At 56.0% G+C, this 23,319-nt stretch carries 27 protein-coding genes and 1 other RNA gene; 20 read left to right on the forward strand and 8 right to left on the reverse strand.

Annotated features, from left to right (window positions below; all coding sequences use genetic code 11):
* Positions 1–13: 13 nt before the first annotated feature.
* Both IEW66_RS02255 and rpe read left to right on the forward strand, forming a co-directional pair.
* Positions 14–1,078, forward strand: coding sequence for an isocitrate/isopropylmalate dehydrogenase family protein (locus IEW66_RS02255; RefSeq protein ID WP_188679940.1), 1,065 nt, complete (start codon positions 14–16; stop codon positions 1,076–1,078).
* Between the two features lie 35 nt (positions 1,079–1,113).
* Entirely contained in the window at positions 1,114–1,767 is a 654-nt protein-coding gene (gene rpe, locus IEW66_RS02260; RefSeq protein ID WP_075057657.1) for a ribulose-phosphate 3-epimerase, read from the forward strand.
* On the opposite strand, the gene IEW66_RS02265 is transcribed toward rpe, so the two are convergent.
* The gene (locus IEW66_RS02265) at positions 1,751–2,728 is read right to left on the reverse strand and encodes a zinc-binding dehydrogenase (RefSeq protein ID WP_188679942.1); all 978 of its coding nucleotides are present in this window, start codon (positions 2,726–2,728) and stop codon (positions 1,751–1,753) included. The two genes, rpe and IEW66_RS02265, sit on opposite strands and share 17 nt — an antisense overlap.
* A gap of 306 nt (positions 2,729–3,034) precedes the next feature.
* Here IEW66_RS02265 and xerA point away from each other — a divergent pair, with 306 nt between their 5' ends.
* From xerA to hsp14, 6 genes are all read left to right on the forward strand, one after another.
* The gene (gene xerA, locus IEW66_RS02270) at positions 3,035–3,877 is read left to right on the forward strand and encodes a site-specific tyrosine recombinase/integron integrase (protein WP_229657445.1); all 843 of its coding nucleotides are present in this window, start codon (positions 3,035–3,037) and stop codon (positions 3,875–3,877) included.
* 103 nt (positions 3,878–3,980) lie between these two features.
* Positions 3,981–4,478 (forward strand): ferritin family protein, encoded by a 498-nt coding sequence (locus IEW66_RS02275; protein ID WP_188679944.1) that lies wholly within the window; start codon positions 3,981–3,983, stop codon positions 4,476–4,478.
* Positions 4,479–4,541: 63 nt separating this feature from the next.
* Complete coding sequence (locus tag IEW66_RS02280) at positions 4,542–6,263, forward strand: acyl-CoA mutase large subunit family protein (RefSeq protein WP_188679946.1); 1,722 nt, start codon at positions 4,542–4,544, stop codon at positions 6,261–6,263.
* Positions 6,232–6,681: a cobalamin B12-binding domain-containing protein gene (locus IEW66_RS02285; RefSeq protein WP_188679948.1), complete on the forward strand. Its 450-nt coding sequence runs from the start codon at positions 6,232–6,234 to the stop codon at positions 6,679–6,681. Before IEW66_RS02280 ends, IEW66_RS02285 begins: the two co-directional genes overlap by 32 nt.
* On the forward strand, positions 6,682–7,644 hold the full coding sequence (meaB, locus tag IEW66_RS02290; protein WP_188679950.1) for a methylmalonyl Co-A mutase-associated GTPase MeaB: 963 nt from the start codon (positions 6,682–6,684) through the stop codon (positions 7,642–7,644).
* A 49-nt stretch (positions 7,645–7,693) separates the two neighbouring features.
* The gene (gene hsp14 / locus IEW66_RS02295; RefSeq protein ID WP_075057731.1) at positions 7,694–8,083 is read left to right on the forward strand and encodes an archaeal heat shock protein Hsp14; all 390 of its coding nucleotides are present in this window, start codon (positions 7,694–7,696) and stop codon (positions 8,081–8,083) included.
* A gap of 3 nt (positions 8,084–8,086) precedes the next feature.
* Here the strand turns inward: hsp14 and IEW66_RS02300 are convergent, their stop codons facing one another.
* The 4 genes from IEW66_RS02300 to rnpB form a co-directional block, all read right to left on the reverse strand.
* The gene (locus IEW66_RS02300) at positions 8,087–9,652 is read right to left on the reverse strand and encodes an ABC1 kinase family protein (protein ID WP_188679952.1); all 1,566 of its coding nucleotides are present in this window, start codon (positions 9,650–9,652) and stop codon (positions 8,087–8,089) included.
* Positions 9,653–9,702: 50 nt separating this feature from the next.
* Positions 9,703–10,503, reverse strand: coding sequence for a glycosyltransferase (locus tag IEW66_RS02305; RefSeq protein WP_188679954.1), 801 nt, complete (start codon positions 10,501–10,503; stop codon positions 9,703–9,705).
* Positions 10,504–10,507: 4 nt separating this feature from the next.
* A complete protein-coding gene (locus IEW66_RS02310; RefSeq protein ID WP_188679956.1) occupies positions 10,508–10,699 on the reverse strand; it encodes a hypothetical protein in 192 nt (63 codons plus the stop codon).
* Positions 10,700–10,843: 144 nt separating this feature from the next.
* An RNA gene (gene rnpB / locus IEW66_RS02315) (RNase P RNA component) lies at positions 10,844–11,146 on the reverse strand.
* Positions 11,147–11,286: 140 nt separating this feature from the next.
* Between rnpB and IEW66_RS02320 the strand changes: the two genes are divergently transcribed.
* Positions 11,287–12,978, forward strand: a complete 1,692-nt coding sequence (locus tag IEW66_RS02320; RefSeq protein WP_229657446.1) for a long-chain-fatty-acid--CoA ligase — start codon at positions 11,287–11,289, stop codon at positions 12,976–12,978.
* Between the two features lie 47 nt (positions 12,979–13,025).
* The gene (locus tag IEW66_RS02325; RefSeq protein ID WP_188679961.1) at positions 13,026–14,732 is read left to right on the forward strand and encodes a hypothetical protein; all 1,707 of its coding nucleotides are present in this window, start codon (positions 13,026–13,028) and stop codon (positions 14,730–14,732) included.
* A 427-nt stretch (positions 14,733–15,159) separates the two neighbouring features.
* Here the strand turns inward: IEW66_RS02325 and IEW66_RS02330 are convergent, their stop codons facing one another.
* A complete protein-coding gene (locus IEW66_RS02330; RefSeq protein WP_188679962.1) occupies positions 15,160–15,837 on the reverse strand; it encodes a hypothetical protein in 678 nt (225 codons plus the stop codon).
* 37 nt (positions 15,838–15,874) lie between these two features.
* Positions 15,875–16,705, reverse strand: a complete 831-nt coding sequence (locus IEW66_RS02335; RefSeq protein ID WP_188679964.1) for a TatD family hydrolase — start codon at positions 16,703–16,705, stop codon at positions 15,875–15,877.
* 114 nt (positions 16,706–16,819) lie between these two features.
* On the opposite strand from IEW66_RS02335, the gene psmA reads away from it, so the two are divergent.
* Complete coding sequence (psmA, locus tag IEW66_RS02340; protein WP_188679966.1) at positions 16,820–17,530, forward strand: archaeal proteasome endopeptidase complex subunit alpha; 711 nt, start codon at positions 16,820–16,822, stop codon at positions 17,528–17,530.
* A gap of 9 nt (positions 17,531–17,539) precedes the next feature.
* On the opposite strand, the gene IEW66_RS02345 is transcribed toward psmA, so the two are convergent.
* Positions 17,540–18,043, reverse strand: a complete 504-nt coding sequence (locus tag IEW66_RS02345) for a hypothetical protein (protein ID WP_188679968.1) — start codon at positions 18,041–18,043, stop codon at positions 17,540–17,542.
* Positions 18,044–18,155: 112 nt separating this feature from the next.
* Between IEW66_RS02345 and IEW66_RS02350 the strand changes: the two genes are divergently transcribed.
* The 9 genes from IEW66_RS02350 to IEW66_RS02390 all read left to right on the forward strand — a co-directional run bounded on the left by IEW66_RS02350 (position 18,156) and on the right by IEW66_RS02390 (position 23,314).
* Entirely contained in the window at positions 18,156–18,857 is a 702-nt protein-coding gene (locus IEW66_RS02350; protein WP_188679970.1) for a ribosome assembly factor SBDS, read from the forward strand.
* A 107-nt stretch (positions 18,858–18,964) separates the two neighbouring features.
* Positions 18,965–19,654, forward strand: a complete 690-nt coding sequence (gene rrp4 / locus IEW66_RS02355) for an exosome complex RNA-binding protein Rrp4 (protein ID WP_229657447.1) — start codon at positions 18,965–18,967, stop codon at positions 19,652–19,654.
* Positions 19,632–20,372: an exosome complex exonuclease Rrp41 gene (gene rrp41, locus IEW66_RS02360; RefSeq protein WP_188679972.1), complete on the forward strand. Its 741-nt coding sequence runs from the start codon at positions 19,632–19,634 to the stop codon at positions 20,370–20,372. Before rrp4 ends, rrp41 begins: the two co-directional genes overlap by 23 nt.
* Positions 20,372–21,154 carry an exosome complex protein Rrp42 gene (rrp42, locus tag IEW66_RS02365; protein ID WP_188679973.1) on the forward strand — a complete coding sequence of 261 codons (783 nt, stop codon included), beginning with the start codon at positions 20,372–20,374 and terminating at the stop codon, positions 21,152–21,154. The genes rrp41 and rrp42 overlap by 1 nt, the downstream gene beginning before the upstream one ends.
* Positions 21,155–21,160: 6 nt before the next feature.
* Complete coding sequence (locus tag IEW66_RS02370; protein WP_188679974.1) at positions 21,161–21,415, forward strand: 50S ribosomal protein L37ae; 255 nt, start codon at positions 21,161–21,163, stop codon at positions 21,413–21,415.
* The gene (locus IEW66_RS02375) at positions 21,408–21,539 is read left to right on the forward strand and encodes a DUF1922 domain-containing protein (RefSeq protein WP_188679975.1); all 132 of its coding nucleotides are present in this window, start codon (positions 21,408–21,410) and stop codon (positions 21,537–21,539) included. The genes IEW66_RS02370 and IEW66_RS02375 overlap by 8 nt, the downstream gene beginning before the upstream one ends.
* A gap of 4 nt (positions 21,540–21,543) precedes the next feature.
* Positions 21,544–22,713, forward strand: a complete 1,170-nt coding sequence (locus IEW66_RS02380) for a tRNA pseudouridine(54/55) synthase Pus10 (RefSeq protein ID WP_188679976.1) — start codon at positions 21,544–21,546, stop codon at positions 22,711–22,713.
* A gap of 2 nt (positions 22,714–22,715) precedes the next feature.
* A complete protein-coding gene (locus IEW66_RS02385) occupies positions 22,716–23,012 on the forward strand; it encodes a 50S ribosomal protein L21e (RefSeq protein ID WP_188679979.1) in 297 nt (98 codons plus the stop codon).
* On the forward strand, positions 23,009–23,314 hold the full coding sequence (locus IEW66_RS02390; RefSeq protein WP_188679981.1) for an Rpb4 family DNA-directed RNA polymerase subunit: 306 nt from the start codon (positions 23,009–23,011) through the stop codon (positions 23,312–23,314). Before IEW66_RS02385 ends, IEW66_RS02390 begins: the two co-directional genes overlap by 4 nt.
* Positions 23,315–23,319 lie beyond the last annotated feature (5 nt).

Here is a 23,319-nt window from a genome sequence, read left to right on the forward strand (position 1 = left end):
TAATCACCGTACAATGTCAGAGAGGATCATGGTCCTGGAGGGAGACGGCATAGGCCCGGAGGTCGTCGGCTGTGCGATCAGGGCCCTTGAGGCCCTAAATGACGCCTATGGCCTGGGCCTGGAATTTGTGAAGTACGATGTGGGTGCAAGGTCCATTTCCCAGGGGGAGTGGACAGTGGAAGGCGTGATCGAGGAGGCAAGGAAGTTCAGGGCCATACTGAAGGGCCCCATGGGAGACCCTGGCATAAGGAACAGGCAGGGGACAGAGGGTGGCCTGGACCTGATACTGGCCCTTCGCTTCTCCCTCGATCTGTACGCCAACGTCAGGCCAGTGAGGCTGCTCCCAGGCGTTTCCTCTCCCCTCAGGAACTTCAGCAGGCCAGACAGCATAGACTACACGCTCATAAGGGAGAACAGCGAGGGGCTCTACGCAAGCCACTTCGGGGGCATGGAGCTCAGGGACGAGGTGGCGGTGGATAATCAGATAATAACGAGGAAGGGTGTGGAGAGGGTCTCTAGGATGGCCTTTGAAATAGCGAGGAGGGGCAGAGGCTCTCCGTGGGACGGGAGGAAGAGGGTGCTCTGTGTGGAGAAGAGCAACGTCCTCAGGTCCTTCGCCTTCTTCAGGCGGGTGTTCGACGAGGTGTCAGCGGATTACGGGGACGTGGAGGCAGGGCACATGTACGCGGACGCCATGGCCCAGTACATGGTGCTGCACCCCGACAGGCTTAACGTCGTCGTCACAGAGAACATGTTCGGTGACATACTGTCGGACCTCGGCGCTGCCACGGTGGGCGGCCTTGGCGTCGCTTATTCCGCCAACCTTAACGAGAGGATGGGCATGTTCGAGCCCGTGCACGGTTCCGCGCCTGACATCGCAGGCAAGGGTATCGCTAACCCAGTGGCCATGCTCCTGTCCGCCTCAATGATGCTAGACTTCCTCTCGAAGCGCGACGCTGCTGTGGCTCTTGAGAGTGCAGTCATAAGGGCGATGTCATCGGGCGCACTCACCCAGGACCTAGGGGGGCACCTGGGTTCGGAGGGGTTCACGGATAAGGTCATAGAGAACATGGGGTAGTGGAACATCTATAATGGCCACATACATCACCAACCATGAAGATCTCACCATCCATCATTTCCTGTGACCTCTCCCACCTGGCCACCGAGATAATGAAGTGCGAGGACGCAGGTGTGGAGATGTTCCACCTGGACGTCATGGACGGGCACTTCGTGCCTAACCTGACCATGGGGCCAGACCTGGTCAGGGCGGTCAGGAGGGTCACGGACAGGACCTTGGAGGCGCACCTCATGCTCGAGAGGCCGGACAGGTACTTCAGACAGTTCCTCTCTGCCGGCGCAGACATACTGCTCCTCCACTACGAGAGCCCGGTGGACCTCAAGGGGACAATGGAGGCCATAAGGAACGAGGGCGGAAGGTGTGGCATCGTGGTGAACCCTGAGACTGACGTTTCCAAGGCTTTCCCGTTCCTGGAGCACTGCGAGATCCTCCTCGTGATGAGCGTGCACCCAGGCTTCTCTGGGCAGAGCTTCATCCCATCATCCCTGGAAAACGTGAAGAAGGCGAGGAGATACATAGATGAGCACGGCCTCGGCGTTGAGATAGAGATAGACGGCGGCATAAACGACAGGACTGCCAGGATGGCCATAGAGGCCGGCGCTGACATACTGGTCTCAGCGTCTTACATTTTCGGTGGGAACGTGAAGGAAAGGATAAGGGCACTGAGATCAGTCACTGCATCTCAATGAGTGCCCTGCCTTCCCTGTCAATCCCGAATTCCCTGAAGGCCTGTACGGCATCTCTGAGCTTGTATTTCCTGTGCACCCTCACCCTGAACCTGTGCTTTATTGCCATGTTTATGAGCTCCTGCATCTCCTTCCTTGTGCCACCGGTGCTGCCCACGATGGAGATCTCCTGCGGGTAGATCTGGCTTATGTTGACCTCTCCCTGTGCCCCTGTCTGCACGCCGAATGTCACAACGGAGCCCTTCGGTGCAACATGCTTCAGCGAATCCTGCCAGAACTGGGTGCCAAGCGGGTTAATCACCACGTCAGCCCTGAGGTCATCCGGCACTGATCCGGGCCTGAACACCCTCTCAGCACCGAACTCCGAAACCCAGTCCTTCCTCGAGACCGCATATACGTCCATGCCCATCGCCTTCGCTATCTGCAGCGCAAAGAGGCCTGTGTTTCCAGAGGCACCGTAGACGAGCACAGACTTGGTGGCGGACGCCCCGGCCCTCATGAGCGCATGGTAGGCGGTCAGGGCCGCAATTGGAATGCTCACGGCCACCTCGTCGGAAAGAGATCCCTGCCTGAACAGGGCCTCCTTGCTCACGACCACGTGCTCAGTGAAGCCGCCGTTGGTGACAACACCCCATATGCCACCGTTCCTGCATATGTGCTCGTTGCCGGAGAGGCACAGGTCGCAGGTGCCGTCGAAGACCCTGTCGTAAACGATAACTTTCTCTCCCTTCCTGAAGCCGTACTTGTCCTCCTCCACAACGCCTATTATCTCGGAGCCTACTATGTGGGGCAGGGGGTTCAGGTTGTAAAGCACCCTGCCGTTAACAACCGCATAGTCCAGAGGGTTTATGCCACCCATGGTGACCCTTATCCTCACGCCGTTCTCCATCTCACCCGGCTCCTTGACATCTGTCACTCTCAGGCTTTCGATACCAAAGGGTTTGTCGACCACAACCGCGAGCATGACCTCAAATTTTCTCTACCTATTTAACCTGATGGGGCCTGTAAAATGGCTCGCTGTGCGATTCCTTACAGCTGCTCCCCGGAGTTTTTACGATACCGAAACCGGTGCCTAAACAGACTGTCCTAGGGGCTGCAATGTTACACTGCCGGCTGCAGCGGCCTGAAACCCATCTGGCCAGTTAACCCTCTGGTCGTATGCGGGGAGCGATGCACTCCCTTCGGGGGCTGCACCGCCGCCTTTGTGTTCCCGTGCCCCATCCGCCAGCCAATTGTCAAGGTTTTATAGAAGGTAGGCCTATTTGGCTCCGTGGAGAGAGATGCCATAGATGCCTTCAAGACTTACCTCATAGGGGAGAGGAGGAGCAGGTACACGATCCGCTCCTACATCTCCATGGTCAGGGAGTTCCTGGAATTCCTGGGCAGGAAGGAAATCGCCGTGGATGAGGAGGATATAGAGAGGTACAAGGAGTTCCTTGCCGTGGAGAAGGGGTACTCAAAGGCTAGCCAGAGGCTGGCCCTGAATGCTGTGAAGGCTTTCCTGAAATCCCAAAGGAAGAGCGTGCCGGATAACCTTAGGCCACCCAGGGGCTCCCACAGGGTACCTAAATACCTGACGGCGGAGGAGGCCAAGGCACTCCTGGAGGCAGCATCAGGCGATGTGAAGGCCAGTGCAATGGTCTCTCTATTCCTTTACACCGGGCTGCGTGTCAGCGAACTTTGCAACCTCAACATATCCGATGTGAACCTGAGGGAGGGGATCATAACCGTCCGCTCGGGAAAGGGCGACAAGGACAGGATAGTCATAATGAACGAGAGGTGCGCCAGTGCAGTTTCCGATTACCTGAACATGAGGAAGGCAATCGAATCGAAGAGCAGGGCGCTCTTTCTGAGCAGGAAGAGGAGCAGGTACGACACCTCCAGCGTGGAGAGGATCATCCGGAACCTCGCAAGGAGGGCGGGGATAGAGAAAAAGGTGACACCGCATGTGCTCAGGCACACCTTCGCAACAACCATGCTGATGAACGGTGCTGACATAAGGTTCATCCAGCAGCTTCTTGGCCATTCCAGCATAGCCACAACGGAAATCTACACGCACATCAACGAGAGGGCCCTGAAGGAAATGTACATGAAATACGAGCCCAGGTACTGATTATAAGCCTATATCAATATATATTCCAAGAGGTAATATTGTCCACGTACATAGAAAACTCTATAAAGTGGTATCCGCATACATTGAGAATAACGTGTTGGAGATGGAAAAAAAGAATAATGCACTGTCCGGCAGGGACTTGGCGGAGGTCCAGAGGGATATACTCCGCAGGGCCATAAGGCTGAAGGAAAGGGTTATAGAACGCTACATGGGCATAGCAGAGGAGACGAACCTTGACCACGTGAGGTCGATACTGAAGGACATAATCGAGAGGGAGAGAGAGGACGTGAAGGTGCTCCAGAACGCCGTCAGGACTGGCAAGTTCCTCAGCTCTGGTGGTGCAGACATAAGGGATTACGAGCTCATGGACCACCTGATAGCGGACGAGATAGAGGAATTCGACAAGGACGACCTGGCCTCTGTACTCAAGATGGCCATAAAGGTGTCCAATGACCTGATGAGGCTATTCTCGCTCATGGCGACCGAGTACCAGGGCACATCGGTGGCCGATGCCCTCTCTGCCATGGCACAGAGGGAGATGGAGAACAAGAACAGGATGGTTGAGATCTACGACGAGGTAATAAACCAGGACTACTGGTAAAGCCCTCTGTTTTGTAAACCCTGCGGTAGAAAACCTATTAATCCAAATACCAATTTGTGAGCTATGGACGGAGCCAGGGATAATTACTGGTCTTCAAAGCTCCGTGAGATTGAGGGCAGGAGACCAGCCGACAACAGGAGGTACGCAAGGTGGGTTGACCAGACCCTGAGGCCCTGGAACTCGAAGACTGGCTACAGGGACAGGGAGTTCACCAATTCATCAGGCATCCATCTCAAGGAAGTCTACACGTCCGAGGACCTGCCGGAGGGCCATGAGGACAAGTACCTCGGCATGCCCGGTGAATACCCGTTCACAAGGGGCATCTACCCCAACATGTACAGGGGAAAGCTCTGGACAATGAGGATGTTCTCAGGCTTCGGCACGCCCGAGGACACCAACCAGAGACTAAAATACTTGATAAGTGAGGGGGAGACCGGCCTCAGCATAGCGTTCGACATGCCCACGCTCTACGGTATTGACTGTGATAACAAGAGGGCCGATGGCGAGATAGGTAAGTGCGGCGTGAATGTGACCACCCTCAAGGACATGGAAGTCATATTCTCCGGAATAGACCTGGGCTCGGTGAGCACATCCATGACGATAAACGCACCGGCTGCCATACTCACAGCAATGTACATAGCGGTGGCAAAGAAGCAGGGCGTGCCAATGGAAAAGCTGGCAGGGACGGTACAGGCGGACATACTGAAGGAGTACATTGCGCAGAAGGAGTGGATATACCCACCGGAGGCACACCTCAGGCTCATAAGGGACATGATGGTATTCTCAACCAGGAACATGCCCAAGTGGAACTTCATCAGCATATCCGGGTACCACATCAGGGAGGCAGGGGCAAGTGCTGTGCAGGAGCTGGCATTCACGCTTGCGGATGGCTTCTACTACGTTGACATGGGCATAAAGGCGGGCCTGAACGTAGACGACTTCGCCCCCAGGCTCTCATTCTTCTTCAACTCTTCCATAAACTTCTTCGAGGAGATAGCCAAGCTGAGGGCAGCCAGGAGGATATGGGCAACGGTGATGAAGGAGAGGTTCGGTGCAAAGAAGGAGAGGAGCCTGTGGCTAAAGTTCCACACCCAGACATCAGGCTACACGCTCACCTGGCAGCAGCCACTAAACAACATAGTGAGGACAACCATAGAGGCCATGGCAGCCGTGCTGGGTGGCACGCAGAGCCTGCACACAAACTCCTACGATGAGGCCTGGGCACTGCCATCCGAGGAGGCAGTGAAGGTTGCCCTGAGGACGCAGCAGATCATAGCGGAGGAGAGCGGGATAGCAGATGTGGTTGACCCGCTGGGCGGATCCTACTACGTGGAATGGCTGACCGACCGCATGGAGGAGGAGGCCTACAGGTACTTCGAGAAGATAGAGGAGATGGGCGGCATCTTGGAGGCTGTGAAGAAGGGCTACATACAGAGGGAGATAGCGAACACATCATACAGGAGGCAGATGAGGCTGGAGCGCGGCGAGGAGATAATGGTCGGCGTCAACAAGTATGTGGAAAAGGACGAGAAGCCATTAAAGATACTGAGGATATCAAAGAAGGCCCAGAGGGTGCAGATAGAGAGGCTCAGGGCGGTTAAGCAGAGCAGGGATCAGCAGGCGGTCTCCAGGGCCCTGGAGGAGCTGAGGAGGGCCATGGAGGACGAGGACGAGAACGTCATGCCGTACATCATAAATGCGGTGGAGAAATACGCCACCATTGAGGAGATAAGCAACGTCGGGAGGGAGGTCTTTGGAACATGGAGAGAACCCGTCATTATTTGAAGGCAGGCCCATAAAGGTCCTCCTTGCGAAACCCGGGATAGACGGCCATGACCGTGGCGTCCTGGTGCTGGCTAAGGCGTTCAGGGACGCCGGCATGGACGTCATCTACGCGGGACTCCTGCCAACCCCGGAAGAGGTGGTGGACACCGCGGTGAACGAGGACGTGGACGTCATTGCGCTCAGCCTGCTAAACGGTGCTCACATGACGGTATTCAAGAAGGTGGCAGACCTCATGAAGAAGAGGGGCATAGACGACATCGCCATCGTGGGAGGGGGCACAATACCGGACGAGGACAAACCGAAACTGGAGAAGATGGGCATAACGGGGAACTATGGCCCGGGCACACCCCTTTCCGTCATAGTGGAGCACATAAGGCAGAGGGCCACAGAGGCAAGGCTAAAGAAGCTGTCGAGGTAGGTGTTCCACCTGCAGATAGACGACCTGATAGAGGGCATAAGGAACGGTGACAGGAAGAAAATAGCCAGGGCCATAACGCTTGTGGAAGACCCCTCTCTCTCCCAGCAGTCCAGGGACCTCATGTCCAGGCTCTGGCCCCTGACGGGCAGGGCCAGGGTCATAGGGATAACCGGCCCTCCTGGAGTGGGTAAGAGCACACTCATAGGAGCAATGGCGGAGAGGCTCAGCCAGAGGGGAAGGGCTGTGGCCATCCTGGCCATAGACGCCTCGAGCCCCTTCAGCGGCGGTACGCTTCTCGGCAACAGGATCAGGATGCAGCCAGTCCTAGCAAAGTCAGGGGTGTACATGCGCAGCCTTGCGAACAGGGGGGTCAACGGTGGGATGGCCAGGTCGGCCTGGGCAGCCTCATCCATACTGGACGTGGCTGGAAACGATTACATCATAATCGAGACCGTCGGTGCCGGCCAGGCTGACCTTGACGTGGTGAACATTGCCGATACCGTGTGCGTTGTTCTGGCACCTGGGCTGGGGGATCAGATACAGGCCATAAAGTCCGGTATCATGGAAATTGGGGACATATTCGTGGTGAACAAGAAGGACAGGGAAGGCTCTTACATGGCCATCAAGGACATAGAGGATGCTCTGGCAATGACTCCGAGGAGCGGGTGGAACCCGCCGGTCGTTGCCACGGAGGCCCTCAGTGGGGATGGTATCGACGAGCTCCTGGAGCGCATCGAGGAGCACAGGAAGTACTTTTCATCATCGTCTGATGAGAAGGCTAGGAAGTTCAGGAACCAGGTGAGGGTGGCCATGGAGGATGAACTGAGGGCCATCGTGGGGGGAATACTCAGCTCGAAGGAGGAATACATAGAGCGCATGTACGGACAGAGCGACCCCTACAGCGTTGCAAGGGAACTTATAGAAGATGCCCTGAAGAACTCGGTGAAGGAGCTGCAGCGTTAGTCACTTTGAAGGTGCATAAGGTTAAATAGCCTCAAACAATTGTAAAACTATGGCGGACGTATACGGGCCTCTCAAGTACTTCACCGGCGAAATGGTCAAGAACTTAAACGAGAGGGCCAAGGAGATCATGACATTCCTCTACCCTCCCATAACGATGTACCAGGAGGCCGGTGAGCTTGTCATACACGCTGACATGCCGGGCTTTGACAAGAAGGACATACACGTCAGCGTGGAGAGGAACGCCGTGACGATAAGTGCGACCAGGAAGCTGGAGACAGGCGGAGTGGTGTTCATGGACCAGAGGCCGGAGAAGGTGACCAAGAGGGTCAGGCTGCCGGTCGAGGTGGACATGGAGGCGAGCTTCACCGCGTCTTACACCAACGGAGTCCTCACGATCAGGATACCTTCCAAGGGCGTGAGGAGCATAGAGATAGAGTGAAAACTACCTCCTCCTGACCACGATGTAGCCGAAGGAAGCGATATCGATCAGTATCACTGTAAGGGAGAGCAGCGGGAACCTGGTGTAGACAAAGACTGCAGAGAGCAGTACGAAGCCGAGGAATATGGATAGCGGTACCGATCTGTCCCTTTTTCTTGGCGGCTCCTCGGTCTCGCTCTCCAGTTTTCTCTTGAGGAGCGGGAGCACGTCCAGGCCCCTCTGCACAGAATCTATGGCCTTCCTCACGAACTCCTCCAACTGCTTCCTGTAGAGCTCGTCAAGGAGGCCCTCAGTGTAGAGGAGTGTCCTGAGGACCTTTATGAACTTGAAATCCGGGTCTAGGGTCTGGCAGATCCCCTCCAGGAGGGACGACATCCTCATGTAGAGGACGAGGGACCTGGGCAGCCTGAAGGGAAACTCGAAAATGACATCGTTCGCGATCTCGAGGAGCTCCCTGATCTCGAGTTCGTCGGGGCTCCGGCCGTAGAAGTTCATCATTGCCACTTCTATGCTCCTCCTGATGATGCCCCTGTTAGCCGCCGGAGAGAGGGCATTAAGAGCGAGGAGGGCATCTATTATTGCTTCAGGGTCTCTCCTCACCAGGCCGTCGTAGAGGGACAGGAGGTTGAACCTCGTCTTCTCGTCCAGGCTCCCGACCATCCCGAAGTCGTAGAGCACTATTGTGCCGTCCTCGAGCACCGATATGTTGCCTGGGTGCGGGTCAGCGTGGAATATGTCGTCCCTGAGTAGCATCCTCATGAAAAGGAGGTCAACCCTGAAGGCGAGGTCTTTGAGGTCTATCCCGCTCTTCCTTAGTGCCACCACATCCGTTACCTTGATCCCCCTGTAGAAGCGTGATACCATCACCTCTTTGCCAGAGACCTCTCTGAACACCTCCGGCACGATCACCCTCTCACGCCCAGAGGTGTTCTGCATGATCCTCCTGGCGTTCTCCGCCTCCTTCCTGTAGTCTATTTCGTCGAATATCCTGACCTTGAAGTCGTTTATCACATTCCTGAGCGACAGGTAAAGGAAGTTCTCTATCCTGCCCTCTGCAAGCTTCAGGAGCCTTTCTATAACCACCAGGTCCCTCTTTATTATGAACTCGACATCTGGGCGGTTGACCTTCACCGCCACTTCCACACCCCTGTACTTCGCCCTGTAGACCTGCCCAAGGGATGCTCCCGAGATAGCGTTGGTGTTGAACTCCTCAAAGACGTCCTCGATCCTGCCTATGTTCCTCTCTATAATTGGCTTCACCTTCTCGAACGGGGCCGGCGGGACGTCGTCCTGGAGCCTCTCGAAGGACTTCAGGTACTCCTTAGGGAGCAGGTCTGGCCTGGCGGAAAGGATCTGGCCCAGCTTTATGAAGGTGGGCCCAAGTTCTATGAATGTCTCAACAGCCTTCCTGCCATTCCTCTCCCTCAAATGGCTCCAGCTTTTCTCCCCGTCCTTCTTTGCGGATTCCCTGTCCTTGATGTAGTGCCTGAATATTGGATATATCTTCAGGAGGAGCGGAATCTCCCTCCTCCTTATGCCCTTCAGTATGTCCCTCTCTTCGGCGTCCATGCAAACCACACACGATAGCAAAGCATGGTTATAACGTTGTCCAGCCCGATTCAGCCCTCCATGCTTATCTTCCCCCCGGTCACCGAGGAGTATATGTAACCCATGGCGCCTGAGAAGGAGCGCAGCAGGTACCACGGGTTGGCCAGGTCAAGGCCGATGCGCAGAGGCGATGTGTGTGCCCATGCATCAGGATGCTTCCTCCTGAGCTGCCACCTGCCATAGCCGTTCCAGAAGGCCTGCCTGATGAAGCCTGAAATGTCGTCCCTCTCCTCATGGTATATTATGGCGTCGCCGCAATAGACGATGCTGTTGCCTGCCATCACCGACCTGATGTTCAGGTCTATGTCCTCCGCAGTCACGAACCCCTGGTCAAAGCCGCCCAGGGCCAGGAACAGGTCTTTCCTGTACCCAAGGTTAACTGAGGGGAGGGTGACCTCACTGCCATGGTAGAAGAGTTCCAGGCGGTTGAGCCTCCCGAACGGGGCCCTGGCGATCTTCTCTGTCCGGCCAGCAACAACAGAGGCACCGGACAAGAAGCACCTCCTCATGTTCCTGACCCAGTCTGGGTGCGCCCAGGCGTCACCGTCTGTGAACAGGATGTATTCGTACCTGGCCCTCTGCACCCCTATGTTCCTGCCCCCGCCCCTGGAGCACCTCTCCCTGAACAGCCTCACGTTGCCACTGGATGCGTAGTCTAGGAGAGCCTCCCAGGTACCGTCACTGCTCAGTGCATCCACAACCACTATCTCAAGCGGCCCCTCCTGAACCAGGAGGGATTGCATGAGCCTGCCTATCGTCCTTGCCTCGTTCCTGACGGTTATTACAACAGATACCCCGGGCAGAGGGTTCATGCTGTTATACCCAGTCCATCCTCCCCAGTTCCCTGTCCTTCTTCGTCTCCTTCTTGTATTTCTTGTAGTGCTCCCTGCACAGGTGCACCTTCGTCTTCTTCTCCTTCAACGAGAAGACCTTTTCCGCAAGCTCTGAGGGGACTGTCCTGAAGCTCTCCCCGTTGCACCCGGAGACATCGCAGATCTTGTCCGGCATCACAGGAACATGCTGTATGTTGAGATAAGCTTATGGATTTTAACCTTCATTGCGGGGCAGTGAGCAAAGGGGCCTTAGAACTCCCAGACAATAGAGTGCTTCACGACGCAGTGCAAGCGTTACAGAATCGAGCGCTATGCGGGGGAATGCCCGGAGTAAGCCTCCTTCTGTTCACCCTTTCGGGTTGGCGACATTCGACTCGCTTCGTCTTACCCGGCCCTCGCGGCGGCCTCACAGGGCCTGTTCAGACTTTCTCCACCCAGGCAGGTGCTTCCATCGTCCACCCCGGGAACGTCAGCCTTGAGGGCGTCACACTATTACCGGGAGCCGTGTCGTTTCTTTTACCTTCACCACCCCTCTCGGGGTACCGGCTTGCGCCGGTTGGGCCCCGCCGTGGAGGGAGGACTTTCCTCACCCGTTCCGGGCGTCAGTCGCCCTCGGGCTTTCCCCCGATCCTCTATGGCTAACAGGATAATAACATCCTCACATTACCGCTCTATCTAATTTTCAGTTTAGATAAAGGATTAATAAAGCGCACATATGTCTGCGTATCTGTCTAAGGACAGAGTGGTATGCAGGTGATCAGTTTGCAGAAGGGTTCAGGCTCGGCACAGGAAGTGGAGTACAGGTACCCGCCCTGGGTAAGGAGGTACATCGACATACCGGAGGAGAGCGTTTACGATGCCTTTGCATTGTCCGTGAAGGAGAACTCTGGCAGGCCTGCAGTCTACTTCCTGGGTAGGAGGATGACATACAGCGAACTCGGCGAATATGTGGATGCAATGGCCGAGATTCTCAGAGACCAGGGGGTGTCCAGGGGCTCCCGGGTCATGGTGCTGATGCCCAACGTGCCCCACTACATAGTCACTTTCTTCGCTTGCATGAAGCTGGGTGCTGTCGTCGTGCAGGCAAACCCGCTCTACACAGTGAGGGAGCTGTCGTACGAGCTTTCGGATTCAGGCTCCTCCACGCTCGTGACCGTTGACATTGTTGCAGGACGCCTGAAGGGCCTGGACCTCTCCGGTGTCAGGGTGCTGGTGCTGGACACGATGGACTTCCTGCCAGGAGGGAAGGCCATGCTATTTCCGCTGAGCAGGCAGGGCAGGGAAGCCAGGGGGTCTTTGAAGGCACTGGGCCTCAGGACCGTGCGGATAAGGGTAGGAAGGAACGGGCCACCCGAGAAAGTCGATCCTGCAAAGCACCCAGCCCTGATCCAGTACACCGGTGGTACCACCGGCATGCCCAAGGGCGCCGTGCTATCCCACAGGAACCTGGTGGCCAACGCGTACCAGATAATCGAGTGGCTCCCCGAGAAGTACAGGAAGCACACCTCCTATCTCTCGGCCGCACCGTTCTTCCACGTCTACGGAATGATGACAGCTATGCTCCTGCCTCTTATTCAGGGTGCCACAATGTACCTTGTGCCTGACCCCAGGGACACCGGTATGATAGTGGATTACCTTGAGAGGTTTGGGCCCACGGCATTTCCTGGGATCCCGACCATGTACCATTCAATAGTATCCCGTAAGGACATATCTGCGAGAAAGATCAACAGGGTGAAGGTGTGCATCTCAGGTGCGATGCCACTGCCCGTGGAACTCCAGAAGAGGTTTGAGGAGGTCACAGGGGCGACTCTGGTTGAGGGCTATGGTCTCAGCGAGTGTTCGCCTGTGGCAAACGTGACACCGATCGTGGAGGAGGATCGCGACAGCTGGAGGCGGCCTGGATCCGTTGGCCTCCCGCTCCCCTCCACGGAGGAGAGGATAGTATCCCTGGCCGATCCAGACAGGGACGTGCCTCTGGGGGAGGAGGGCGAGCTACTGATCCGCGGGCCGCAGGTGATGCTGGGGTACTGGAACAGGGAGGATGAAACGAGAGAAGTCCTGAGGGACGGCTGGCTGCACACGGGGGACATAGCCCGCATGGACAGTGATGGCTATGTCTACATAGTGGGAAGGAAAAAGGAGCTCATCATAGCCAGCGGTTACAACGTGTATCCCAGGGAAGTGGAGGACGTAATATACCAGAACCCTAAGGTGGCACAGTGCGCCGTGATAGGCGTCCCGGACGAGCACAGGGGAGAAACGGTCAAGGCGGTAATAGTCCCGAAGGACAGGAGCCTCACAGCCGATGAGGTCATAGGCTTCTGCAGGGAGAGGCTTGCGGCCTACAAGGTCCCGAGGATCGTCGAGTTCAGGGACAGCCTGCCCATGACTGCGGTTGGAAAGGTGGACAAGCTCAGGCTGAAGCAGGAATACCTTGGGAAAAATGGGGGTTGACACATTGTACCAATAAGTAGTTATTTATACTCAGGGTAACGAAACACATGGACAAGAGGATAGTGGTCCTAGTTACACTGGGGTTACTGCTTGCAGGTACCTCCACTGCCTTTGCTGCGGGCAGCGCGGCCTCGGCCAACCTGGGTAACTACACCTTCAACTACAGCGGCAACACGGTCAGTGACGTCACATACACGCATGACGGTGTTTCCGCTGGCCTGGTCTCAACGATGTATGTGAATGGCACATCGTACATGGTGGCCAGCAGGGACAACAGCATATCTGACACGAATTTCACAGCATTTTCTGACAACGGCGCCCTGGTATTCCTTACAGTGCCGCGGGTGGGTAGCACTGCCTATTACCTCTCCCTTAACGGTACCGTGGTGGAGAGGCTCTCCTTCACCAGCAAGGTGGGTGACATGTCCACTGAGGACCTTTCAGGAGCGTTCGTGGCATTCGAGGTGCAGGGAAGCGCATCCATATTCTATGTCATCACGAATGGCATGGTCTCCAACACCTCCACATCCATATCGGTCACCGGGAACGCGATCAGTCCAGTCATGCTTGCGATAGTGGCACACGGCGACCTACTGCAAAAGCTCAGGGAACACAGCAGGGTACACTTCACATCCCCGGCCTTCAAGTACGACAGCGCGACTGGCTTTGTTTCAGGCAAATACCTGACCTTCTACGTGAACACGACCAGCGGTGAGATAAAGTATTTCAACGACACACTGGAGAACACAACAGTCTTCAACTCTGTCACTGTGAACGCCACAGGCACCAACAGCACCGGAGAGATAATGCCACCACTGCCTGTGGGCAGGCCCGTTATATTCGGCGACCTGTTCCTGCTCGGCAACCAGGGTTACTATTACATGTTCCATGACAACCCACCTGTGGTCTCCACATTCCTCCTGAGCAACGGCACCATGAACTTCACCCTGGGAACCGGAGTTAGCGCAACGGTTGTGCAGACACCCGGCATATCTTCGAGCGGTTACCTGTCAGCACAGGTTGGCAGCTCAGAAGGCCTTGCGCAGGTGGCAACCAACGAAGACCTTGAAGCAGGTCACTACACCGTGATACTTACAGGGCAGCACTTCTATGCCGTCATGGTATCAATAGGGGCCAGCGTCACACTAAAGGGCTCTGTGCTCAGCTTCAGCACTAACAGTACAGCGGCAATAGGCCTGGTGGCCCCTCCCGGCCTCGTCAAGCTGCCACCCAGGATAATTCAGGACATGGACAAGCAGATAGGCAAGGGCAAGCTGGCCGCAGTGGTATCCATATCGTTTGCTAACAACACCGCCGAAAACGCATCAGTTGTGTTCAACTCATCGCTCACAATGCACGTGCTCTCTGTCTCAGCCGGAAAGGTCTCGGTCTCGGTGTCTTCTGACCACCACTCTGGCGTGAACGTGGCGATCTTCGTACCAAGCAGCGTCCTGAACGGCACAACCTCGGTTAAAGTCCTCATAGATGGCCACGCAGCGGTGCTGACAACCATCGGCAACATAGTTAACGTGACAAGCAACACAACAGCATACTATAGCTTCGAGGCCGCCTCAAACGGCACAGTGGTCATCATTCACATACCCCACTTCTCCAACCACACTGTGACCATAGAGCCCCTCACATCCAACACACCTCCTTCCGGGCTTCCGCACAGTGACTACATCATAGGTGGCATAGTGGCTGTGGCTGTTGTGGCAGTTGCAGGAGCATTGCTGGTCAGGAGGAGGCAGTAACCCTGCTGTAGCATGCGAGGGCCCCGCAACATGTGGCGGGGCTCTCCTATATTTTCTGCATACAGACAATATCAGTGCGCTGAGCTTCAGAGGCCATCTGCCTGCGTCCCCTAGGTCTGGAATGCCAAATTCATCAGGGACAGTGGCCATTAACGCATCTACCTGCTTATGGAGGTTATGTAAATGCGCCAGAAATCCATGATACTGTAAAGGTATGTGGACAACCATGGTCAGTGCCATAGTGATACAGCAAACTTCTCGCCTCTCTGTGTGCTAATCCTTTCTTCTCTATGGCTGGAGGTCTGCCACCCATCCTCCGGGCCATGTGGCCTGCAGTGGGCCTCATGGGCCAAGGCCTCAGCCCACCACCGGCGGCCAAAAACCGAGAAATGAGACAAATTGGGGAAGGGCATGCTGGCCATGCCCCCTACTTCTCCGTGACGGCCTTCTCCCGCCTTATAGGTATGGCGGCGCCTCTCTTCACAAGTATCTCCGCGAACTCCTCAGGCACGTACAGTATGTCATTCTCGTGCAGGTAGTAGTCCCTGTCCTCCTGGGCTATGGGTGGCTGGTCAGAGAGGACACGTATGAGGACATACTTAACCTCACCACTCTCACCCGGAGCCTCTGCCATGGGTTCCCCGGCCTGCTCCTCCGCCTTCTCCTCCTCACCCGCCCCATGCTCTTCAACTACCTGCTGCTCCGGCTCCTTCTGCTTCCTCTTGAGGAGGAAGGCATCAAACCGGTCCTGGACCAGGTTGTGAATCTCAAGTATGATCTCGCGCTCCTCCTGAGTGAGCGATTCCATAGTGGCTGAGTCCAGCTCGTAAATTGCCGCGATCAGTATCTTCTCGAACCTCTTCTGCAGGAAAGAGCGCAGATCCTTCTCGATCTGATCCTTCCTGTCCTTCAGCCTGATGAACCTGTCTATATCCTGTGCGGCCAGGCTGCGCTGGGCCTCATCTTCCAGGTCTATGAGCACCGCCCTGACGTTCCTGTAGAAACCCTGCTCGATCTTCCTGAGCTTCCTGGCCTTATATTCAGCCCTCATCTGGGCCCTGAGGTCTTCAGCGATCTTGTCGATCTGGGCAGGTGTCAGGGGCATAACGTTCCATACCTAAGCCATTAATAACCTTCCCTCGCTAGCTGAAGTCAACCGAGTAGACCTCCGCGGGGAGGTCATGGAAGGCGGAGTGGAGCAGTTCCTCGCAGTCCTCGCACTCCTGCTCTGCCATCCTGACCCTCTTCGGTACGGAATCTGGAGGTATGACCTTGCCCGGCTTGGACGGGTCGTCGACATAGTCCGTTTCGAGGAAGGCCGGCTTCCTGACGCTGATCCAATGCCTTATGTTGGGCCTGGTCGCGAGGAGTGATATCCTTATCTCTGTACCGAGGAGCAGGTCCTGTGGCAGTGCATGGTGCTTCACAACCCTCCTCCTGTCCATGCCAGCGGACACCGTTAAGCCCTCTATCCTCCTGTACCCGTCCGCTCCAAGGTCCATGGTGTGCAGCATGACTGGCGCGCCCTCATCCGCTGCCATTGAGAGTATCTGCCCGAGAAGCTTCCAGGAGAGGTCCATATGCTCGTCTGAAACACGGAAGTGGGGCAGGCCCACCTCACCTATGCACGAGCACAGCCCCTCACTGTAGAGTTTGATGGCAAGTTCCGCACCTCTCATGACCTCCATCTCAGGGTCCCTCCCAGCTCCGCTGAACATCAGGAGATCGAGGGGATAGGGCCCAAGGGTCACCATGACTTGCAGCCCAACATCTTCCCTTATTGCATCCGCTATCCTCAGGGTCCTTTCATAGACCCTCTCGTAGTATCTGTCCAGGCCAACGGAGGGATCAGGGAGGTTGACTATGTTAAGCGCAGTGCCACCGGCTGCCTTGAACGCCCTGGCGGCCTCCCTGAAGAGGCCATCCTCACGGAGGTGGAAGTGGTTGTCGAAGACTGGCCCGGAGTACCTCACACATATGCATGCTTAAGTGAGGATTATTCGTTTCGCAACCGGAAAGGCTGCGCTGGGAAAACTTTAGAAAAGTTTTATACAGAATTTAACCTAAGGGGTGGAGGAGGATCAGATATGCAGCAGGGCCAGATGGCTTATGATAGAGCGATCACGGTATTCTCACCTGATGGTAGACTCTTCCAAGTAGAATACGCCAGGGAGGCCGTCAAGAAGGGCTCCACGGCAATAGGCATAAGGTTCAGGGGCGGCGTTGTCCTCATATCTGACAGAAAGATAAGGAGCAGGCTAGTGGAGCAGAACTCACTGGAGAAGATACAGCTGATCGATGACTACGTCGCAGCTGTCACGTCCGGCCTCGTTGCGGATGCCAGGGTGCTAGTTGACTTCGCGAGGATAGCGGCACAGCAGGAGAAGATAACCTACGGTTCCCTTGTAAACATTGAGAACTTAGTGAAGAGGGTCGCCGACCAGATGCAGCAGTACACCCAGTTCGGAGGCGTGAGGCCATACGGCGTCTCCATGATCTTTGCCGGTGTGGACAGCATTGGCCCGAGGCTCTTTGACTGCGACCCAGCGGGGACAATAAACGAGTACAAAGCGGTCTCCATAGGTGCTGGGAGGGATGCAGTGACAGCGTTCCTGGAGAAGGAATACAAGGAGGACCTGGACGAGAAGGAGGCGGTATCCCTTGGGATACGGGCCCTCAGGGCATCTGTGGAAGAGGGCCAGGAGTTCAGGCCACCCGAGATCGCCACGATAGTCGAGGGCTCGAAGTTCAAGATCTACACGAGGGAAGAGGTGGAGAAGGCTGTGCAGAACGCCTGAGGCCCCTTTTCAGAGCCCTCCATAATCTTCTATAGGCTCCCTCTCGTTTTCCACCTTCCTTTTCATCAGGGTGCCCACTATGGCCCCCCAGGCCAGGGAAGCGATGATGCCTGTCCCTATATTTGTCAGGTAGTACGTGATGCCGTACTCCCTGATATCGGCCAGGTCGACAAGTGCGTACACTATGAACCAGAGGATGAGGGAAAAAACTATGGCCTTCCTGAAAGGCGTCGATCCAGGTATCCCCCCGTACGCGTAGCCGTAAATGGCCCCGAAGATGGTGCCGGCGATCAGGGATATTATCGCAACCAGTGCGACCGCAACTGCGAGGGCAGCCGGGTATAACTGCTGCGCAGTGAGGCCCGAACCTGGTGGTATGCTGCTTGCAATGACCTTCATTATCTCCGGCTTCAGTGCGCTGAAGAGGAGGTAAACGGAGACCGCAGAGATCAGGGCGAACACCAGTGACCCGAGCAGACCGTAAACTGCACCACTCCTAGTGTACCTCGGCAAGCCTATCGGAACAATACCGCAAAAAGGGAATAAACCCTTTTCGGTATGGAAAGCGGGTACCGTGCGAGGCAATCTGCAAAGATAAATATGTACTTGTATTATGTTGCACAACATGGTAAGGCTTGAGGACTCCATTGTGGCAAGGCTCGACTCCCACGGCCATAGGTTCGAGATCCTCGTTGACCCTGAGGCGACCGAGAGGATAAGGGAAGGGCAGATCGATATAGAGAAGGACCTGGCCATAGACCAGATCTTCAAGGATGCGAGGAAGGGGGAAAAGGCCGGAGAGGAGGCGCTGATGGAGGTCTTCAAGACAACTGATGTCGCCACGATAGCGGTGGAGATCGTAAGGAAAGGGCAGATCCAGCTGACAACGGAGCAGAGGCGGGAGATGCTTGAGAGGAAGAAGAAGGCCATAATAGATACAATATCGAGGGAGAGCATAAACCCGCAGACAAACACCCCTCACCCGCCGTCCAGGATCGCCCAGGCCATCGAGGAGGCCAAGGTCCACATAGACCCGTTCAAGAGCGTGAACGAACAGGTCCAGACGGTACTGAAGGCAATTAAGCCCCTGATACCTATAAGGATGGAGAAGGCAAAGTTGGCGGTCAAGCTGACCGGGGACGCCTACGGAAAGGTCTACGGTGATCTTGTGCGCTCAGGGTTCATAGTCAAGGAGGAGTGGGGAAAGGACGGTTCATGGATGGGCCTGCTTGAGGTGCCAGCTGGCATCCAGGGGGACATAATAGCCTCCATCACGAGGAAGGCGAAGGACAACGTGGACATACGGGTGGTGAAGAACGGGAAGTAGAATAGAAACTATTACATTGTCCTATAATATTAAAGCTTGCAACTGGTGGAAAGTCTGATGCAATGTATCGTGTTTGTGCTACCCTTTGAAGCGGACGGTGGTGGTTTTTGCCAGAGACGAGACAGATTGTGATGCCGGGGGATCCCATAGACCTGGGGGGCCTGAAGCCCAGGAACGGCCTCTTCAAGTGCGGCAACGCGCAGTACTGTTCCGAGTACTTCGGTGTTGTGCAGAAGAGTGAACAGTTTGTGGATGTTGTGCCATTCGCAGGGCCCTACATACCAAGGAGGGGCGACAAGGTAATAGGCAAGGTCATAGAGGTGGGCCCCTCCACATGGACGGTCGACATAAACTCCCCTTACATGTCGATGCTCCACATGAACGACACGCCCTGGAGGGTCACCACAGGCGACCTCAAGAGGGCCCTCTCTGTGGGCGACTATGTGTATGCTAAGGTGATGACACTGAACGAGATTAAGGAGAGCTGGCTCACCCTTAAGGACGTCGGACTGAGGAAGCTGGAGGGTGGGCACATAGTTTCCATAGCGGCGCCCAAGGTGCCCAGGATCATCGGCAAGGGAGGGACAATGGTCAACACCATCAAGGAGGCCACCCAGACGCGCATCGTGATAGGGCAGAACGGCGTGATATGGCTCGACGGGAGCCCGGAGAACGTCATGGTGGCCATTGAGGCCATCAAGATGGTGGAGAGCGAGGCCCACACCACAGGCCTCACTGACAGGGTTACGGCATTCTTAAAAGAGAGAAAGGGTGATGCGGTTGGGAACACCAAGTGATATTAAGCTGATAGACGAGAACGGACTGAGAGTGGACGGCAGGACGCCGGAGCAGCTCCGGCCCATAAAGATACAGACGGACGTGCTCAACAGGGCCGATGGCTCCGCGTACATAGAGTGGGGTGGAAACAAGATAATGGTCGCAGTGTACGGGCCGAGGGAGGCCTACCCGAGGCACACGCAGGACATAGAGAGGGCCATAGTGAAGGCCAGGTACAATATGGCTGCCTTCTCAGTGGACGAGAGGAAGAAGCCTGGCCCGGACAGGCGCTCTGTGGAGATAAGCAAGGTCATATCTGAGGCCCTCCAGGCTGCAATACTCGTGGAGCAGTTCCCTAGGGCGCAGATCGACGTCTTCATAGAGGTGCTCCAGGCAGACGCGGGCACGAGGATCGCAGGCCTCACGGCTGCATCAGTGGCCCTGGCCGCGGCCGGTGTGCCCATGAGGGACCTGGTCGTGGGGTGCACTGCCGGAAAGGTGGACGGCCAGATCGTGCTCGACCTCTGCCGTGAGGAGGACAACTTCGGCCAGGCAGACCTGCCCATGGCCATACTGGCAAGGTCTGGCAAGGTCGTGCTGATACAGATGGACGGCGACCTGACAACGGAGGAGTTTGACAGGGCAACATCCATGATCCTGAACGCGACGAAGAGGATAAACCAGATACAGAGAGAGGCGCTGCAGGGTAAGTACATAGCGGAGCAGGGTGGTGAGTGATGCCAAAGGACGAACTCAGCGTTCTTTCAGAGATAAAGAGGAACTATATCCTCTCAAGGCTCAAGGAGGGTGTCAGGGGAGACGGAAGGAAGCCCAAGGAATACAGGAAGATCAACATAATCACGAACTACGTGCCCAGGGCTGCAGGCTCCGCCCTTGTTGAGCTAGGCAACACAAAGGTGCTCGTCGGGGTTAAGATAGAGACGGGGGAGCCGTTCCCCGACACGCCGAACATGGGTGTCCTCACAACCAACCTGGAGCTCCTGCCCATGGCCTTCCCCTCATTCGAGGCCGGGCCCCCAAACGAGCAGTCAATAGAGATAGCAAGGGTCGTGGACAGGGGGATAAGGGAGAGCAGGATGGTTGACCTGGAAAAGCTGGTCATAGAGCCAGGCAAGAAGGTCTGGATCATATTCATCGACATAAATGTCCTCGACTATGACGGCAACCTCATAGACGCCAGTTCCCTCGGTGCTGTTGCGGCGCTGAGGACCGCTGTGGTGCCAGCCTCAAAGGAGGGTGGCGAGGACTTTGCACTGCCTGTGAACAGCATACCAATATCCGTGACCATGGCGAAGATAGGGGACAACCTCCTCTGCGACCCAGACCTGGAGGAAGAGCAGCTCTCCAGCACGAGGATAACTGTGACCACCACGGAGGACGGACACATCAGGGCAATGCAGAAGGGCGACGCGGGAACCCTTGACCTGGAGGAGATCAGAAAAGCTATAAAACTATCAAGCGATATAGGTCGCCAGCTCAGGGAGAAATACTTCAGGTGATGTCCAGTGTCAAGGAGGACAGTTAAGGTAGGTGCCGCGGGCAGGTTCGGGCCCAGGTACGGGGTAACCGTCAGGAAGGCCTGGAACGAGATATACAAGCTTAAGAAGGCCACATATGCCTGTCCGTCCTGCGGCAAGAGGAGGGTCAGGCGCGTGGCAAACGGCATCTGGGAATGCTCCTACTGCAGCTATAAGTTTGCCGGTGGCTCCTACACGCCAGAGGTAACGGCGCAGATCACACAGGAGGCCCAGAATGTATAAGTGCATAAGGTGTGGCAGGCCCCTGCGCGAGAGCTACGGTACCGCAGAGATAGAGTGTGAGTGCGGCTCAAGGGTCTTTGTCAAGTCCAGGCCACCCATAGAGAAGGAAGTAATTGCAAGATAGGTGCATGGTACGCATAGAGGCCGAGATACCTCACGACATCTGCGTGAGGTGTGCCGGCAGGATCTTTGCCCTTGTGGACAGCGGCCTCACGAATACGGGCAGGGGGGAGATGCTGCAGTTCGCCATCCGGTCGCTGACAGGCAACAGGGACTTCTCATTTGTTCCGGAGCGAAGTTGCAGGGTCTGCAGGGGTACCTTCCTCCAGATGGAGAAGTACCTCTCCATGTTCCTAGACGCCACCTCAGGGTACGAGTTCTCGACCTTCCTCGTGGGTTCCACGTTCCCGGAGGAGACCGTCTCAGAAGAGCAGGCTATCCAGGCCCTGTTCCCGGGTCTCGGGGAGAGCATAAAGAGGGAGTTCAACAGGGAGCTTGGCAAGCTCATATCTTCAAAGACAGGGAAGCAGCACGACCGGAAGGAACCGGACATCATAGCAAACTATGACCTCAGGTACGACACACTCAGCCTGACGGTGAGGGGCTTTTACGTAAAGGGCAGGTACAGGAAGCTGAGCAGGGAAATACCGCAGACAAGGTGGATACACAGGGTCGGTGACGACAGGTCTGTGGAGTACTTCATCGGAAAGCCGCTCTGTGACATGCTGGGTGGCAAGGAATACCACCTCCATGCGGCGGGCAGGGAGGATGTGGACGTAAGGATGCTCGGGAGTGGCAGGGACTTCGTTATCGAGGTGGTGAACCCGAGGATAAGGCACCTTGACCTTGAGGAGTTCAGAGAGAGGGTCAACGCATCTGGATACGTAGAGGTTGATGCACTTTCACTGGCCGGCCCCGATGATGTTGTGAAGGTAAAATCCCTGCAGCACGAGAAGACATACGAGGCTGTGGTGAGGGGAGAGGGAAGCATAGACTGTTCCAGGCTTAGGGAAGCGCTCTCCTCCATATCTGGAAAACTTATATATCAGCGTACTCCATTAAGGGTATCCGGCAGAAGGGCGGACAAGATACGGCCAAAGAGGATAGTGGCTGCCTCTCTCTTGTGGTGCGAGGGAGACAGGGCGGCCATAAGGGTGAGGGCAGAGGCAGGCACTTACATAAAGGAGATGGTCAGCGGAGACGGTGGAAGGACAAAACCGAGTTTGTCCTCCCTTTACGGCTCACCACTGGTGGTGAGTGAGCTGGATGTGGTGGAGATACACAGAGAGGGTGGTTGAGCATGGTAAAGATGTCCCACGGCCCAAGGGCCGGTTCCAGGATGAAGATGACCAAGCGGGTGAGCGAGAGGGGTATGCCACCCGTTACCAGGTTCATGCAGGAGTTCGAAGTAGGCGATTACGCCTCAATAGATATCGAGCCGTCAGTGCACTCAGGCATGCCGTATCACGGCTTTCAGGGGCTCACAGGGAGAGTTGTGGCCAGGCAGGGTGACTGCTACCTGGTCGCTGTCAGGGTCGGTGGGGTAACGAAGAAGGTTCTGGCAGCTCCTGTGCACCTGAAGAAAGTGGTCCAATGAGGATCAGGTACAGGACGATAGCAGAGACGTACGAGATACTGCACTCCAAGCAGAGCCACAGTGATCCGGAAAAGGACTCGCTGGCCTACTGCGAGTCGTTCCTCAAGCTGAAGCCTGAGGAGGCGAGGAAGGCCGTTAAGTATATACAGGAAGAGTTCAGGGTGCCGGAGAAGGTTGCCGTGAAGCTTGTCGACCTGAAGCCCGTTTCCAGGGACGAACTTGTTGCGGTCCTGTCAAGTTACGGCGTGATGCTTGACGAAAACAATTTAAGCAAGATGTTGGATTATTTCCTGGGGCTGTAAGAGGT

This window comes from Thermogymnomonas acidicola, assembly GCF_014646795.1.
Taxonomy (GTDB): domain Archaea; phylum Thermoplasmatota; class Thermoplasmata; order Thermoplasmatales; family Thermoplasmataceae; genus Thermogymnomonas; species Thermogymnomonas acidicola.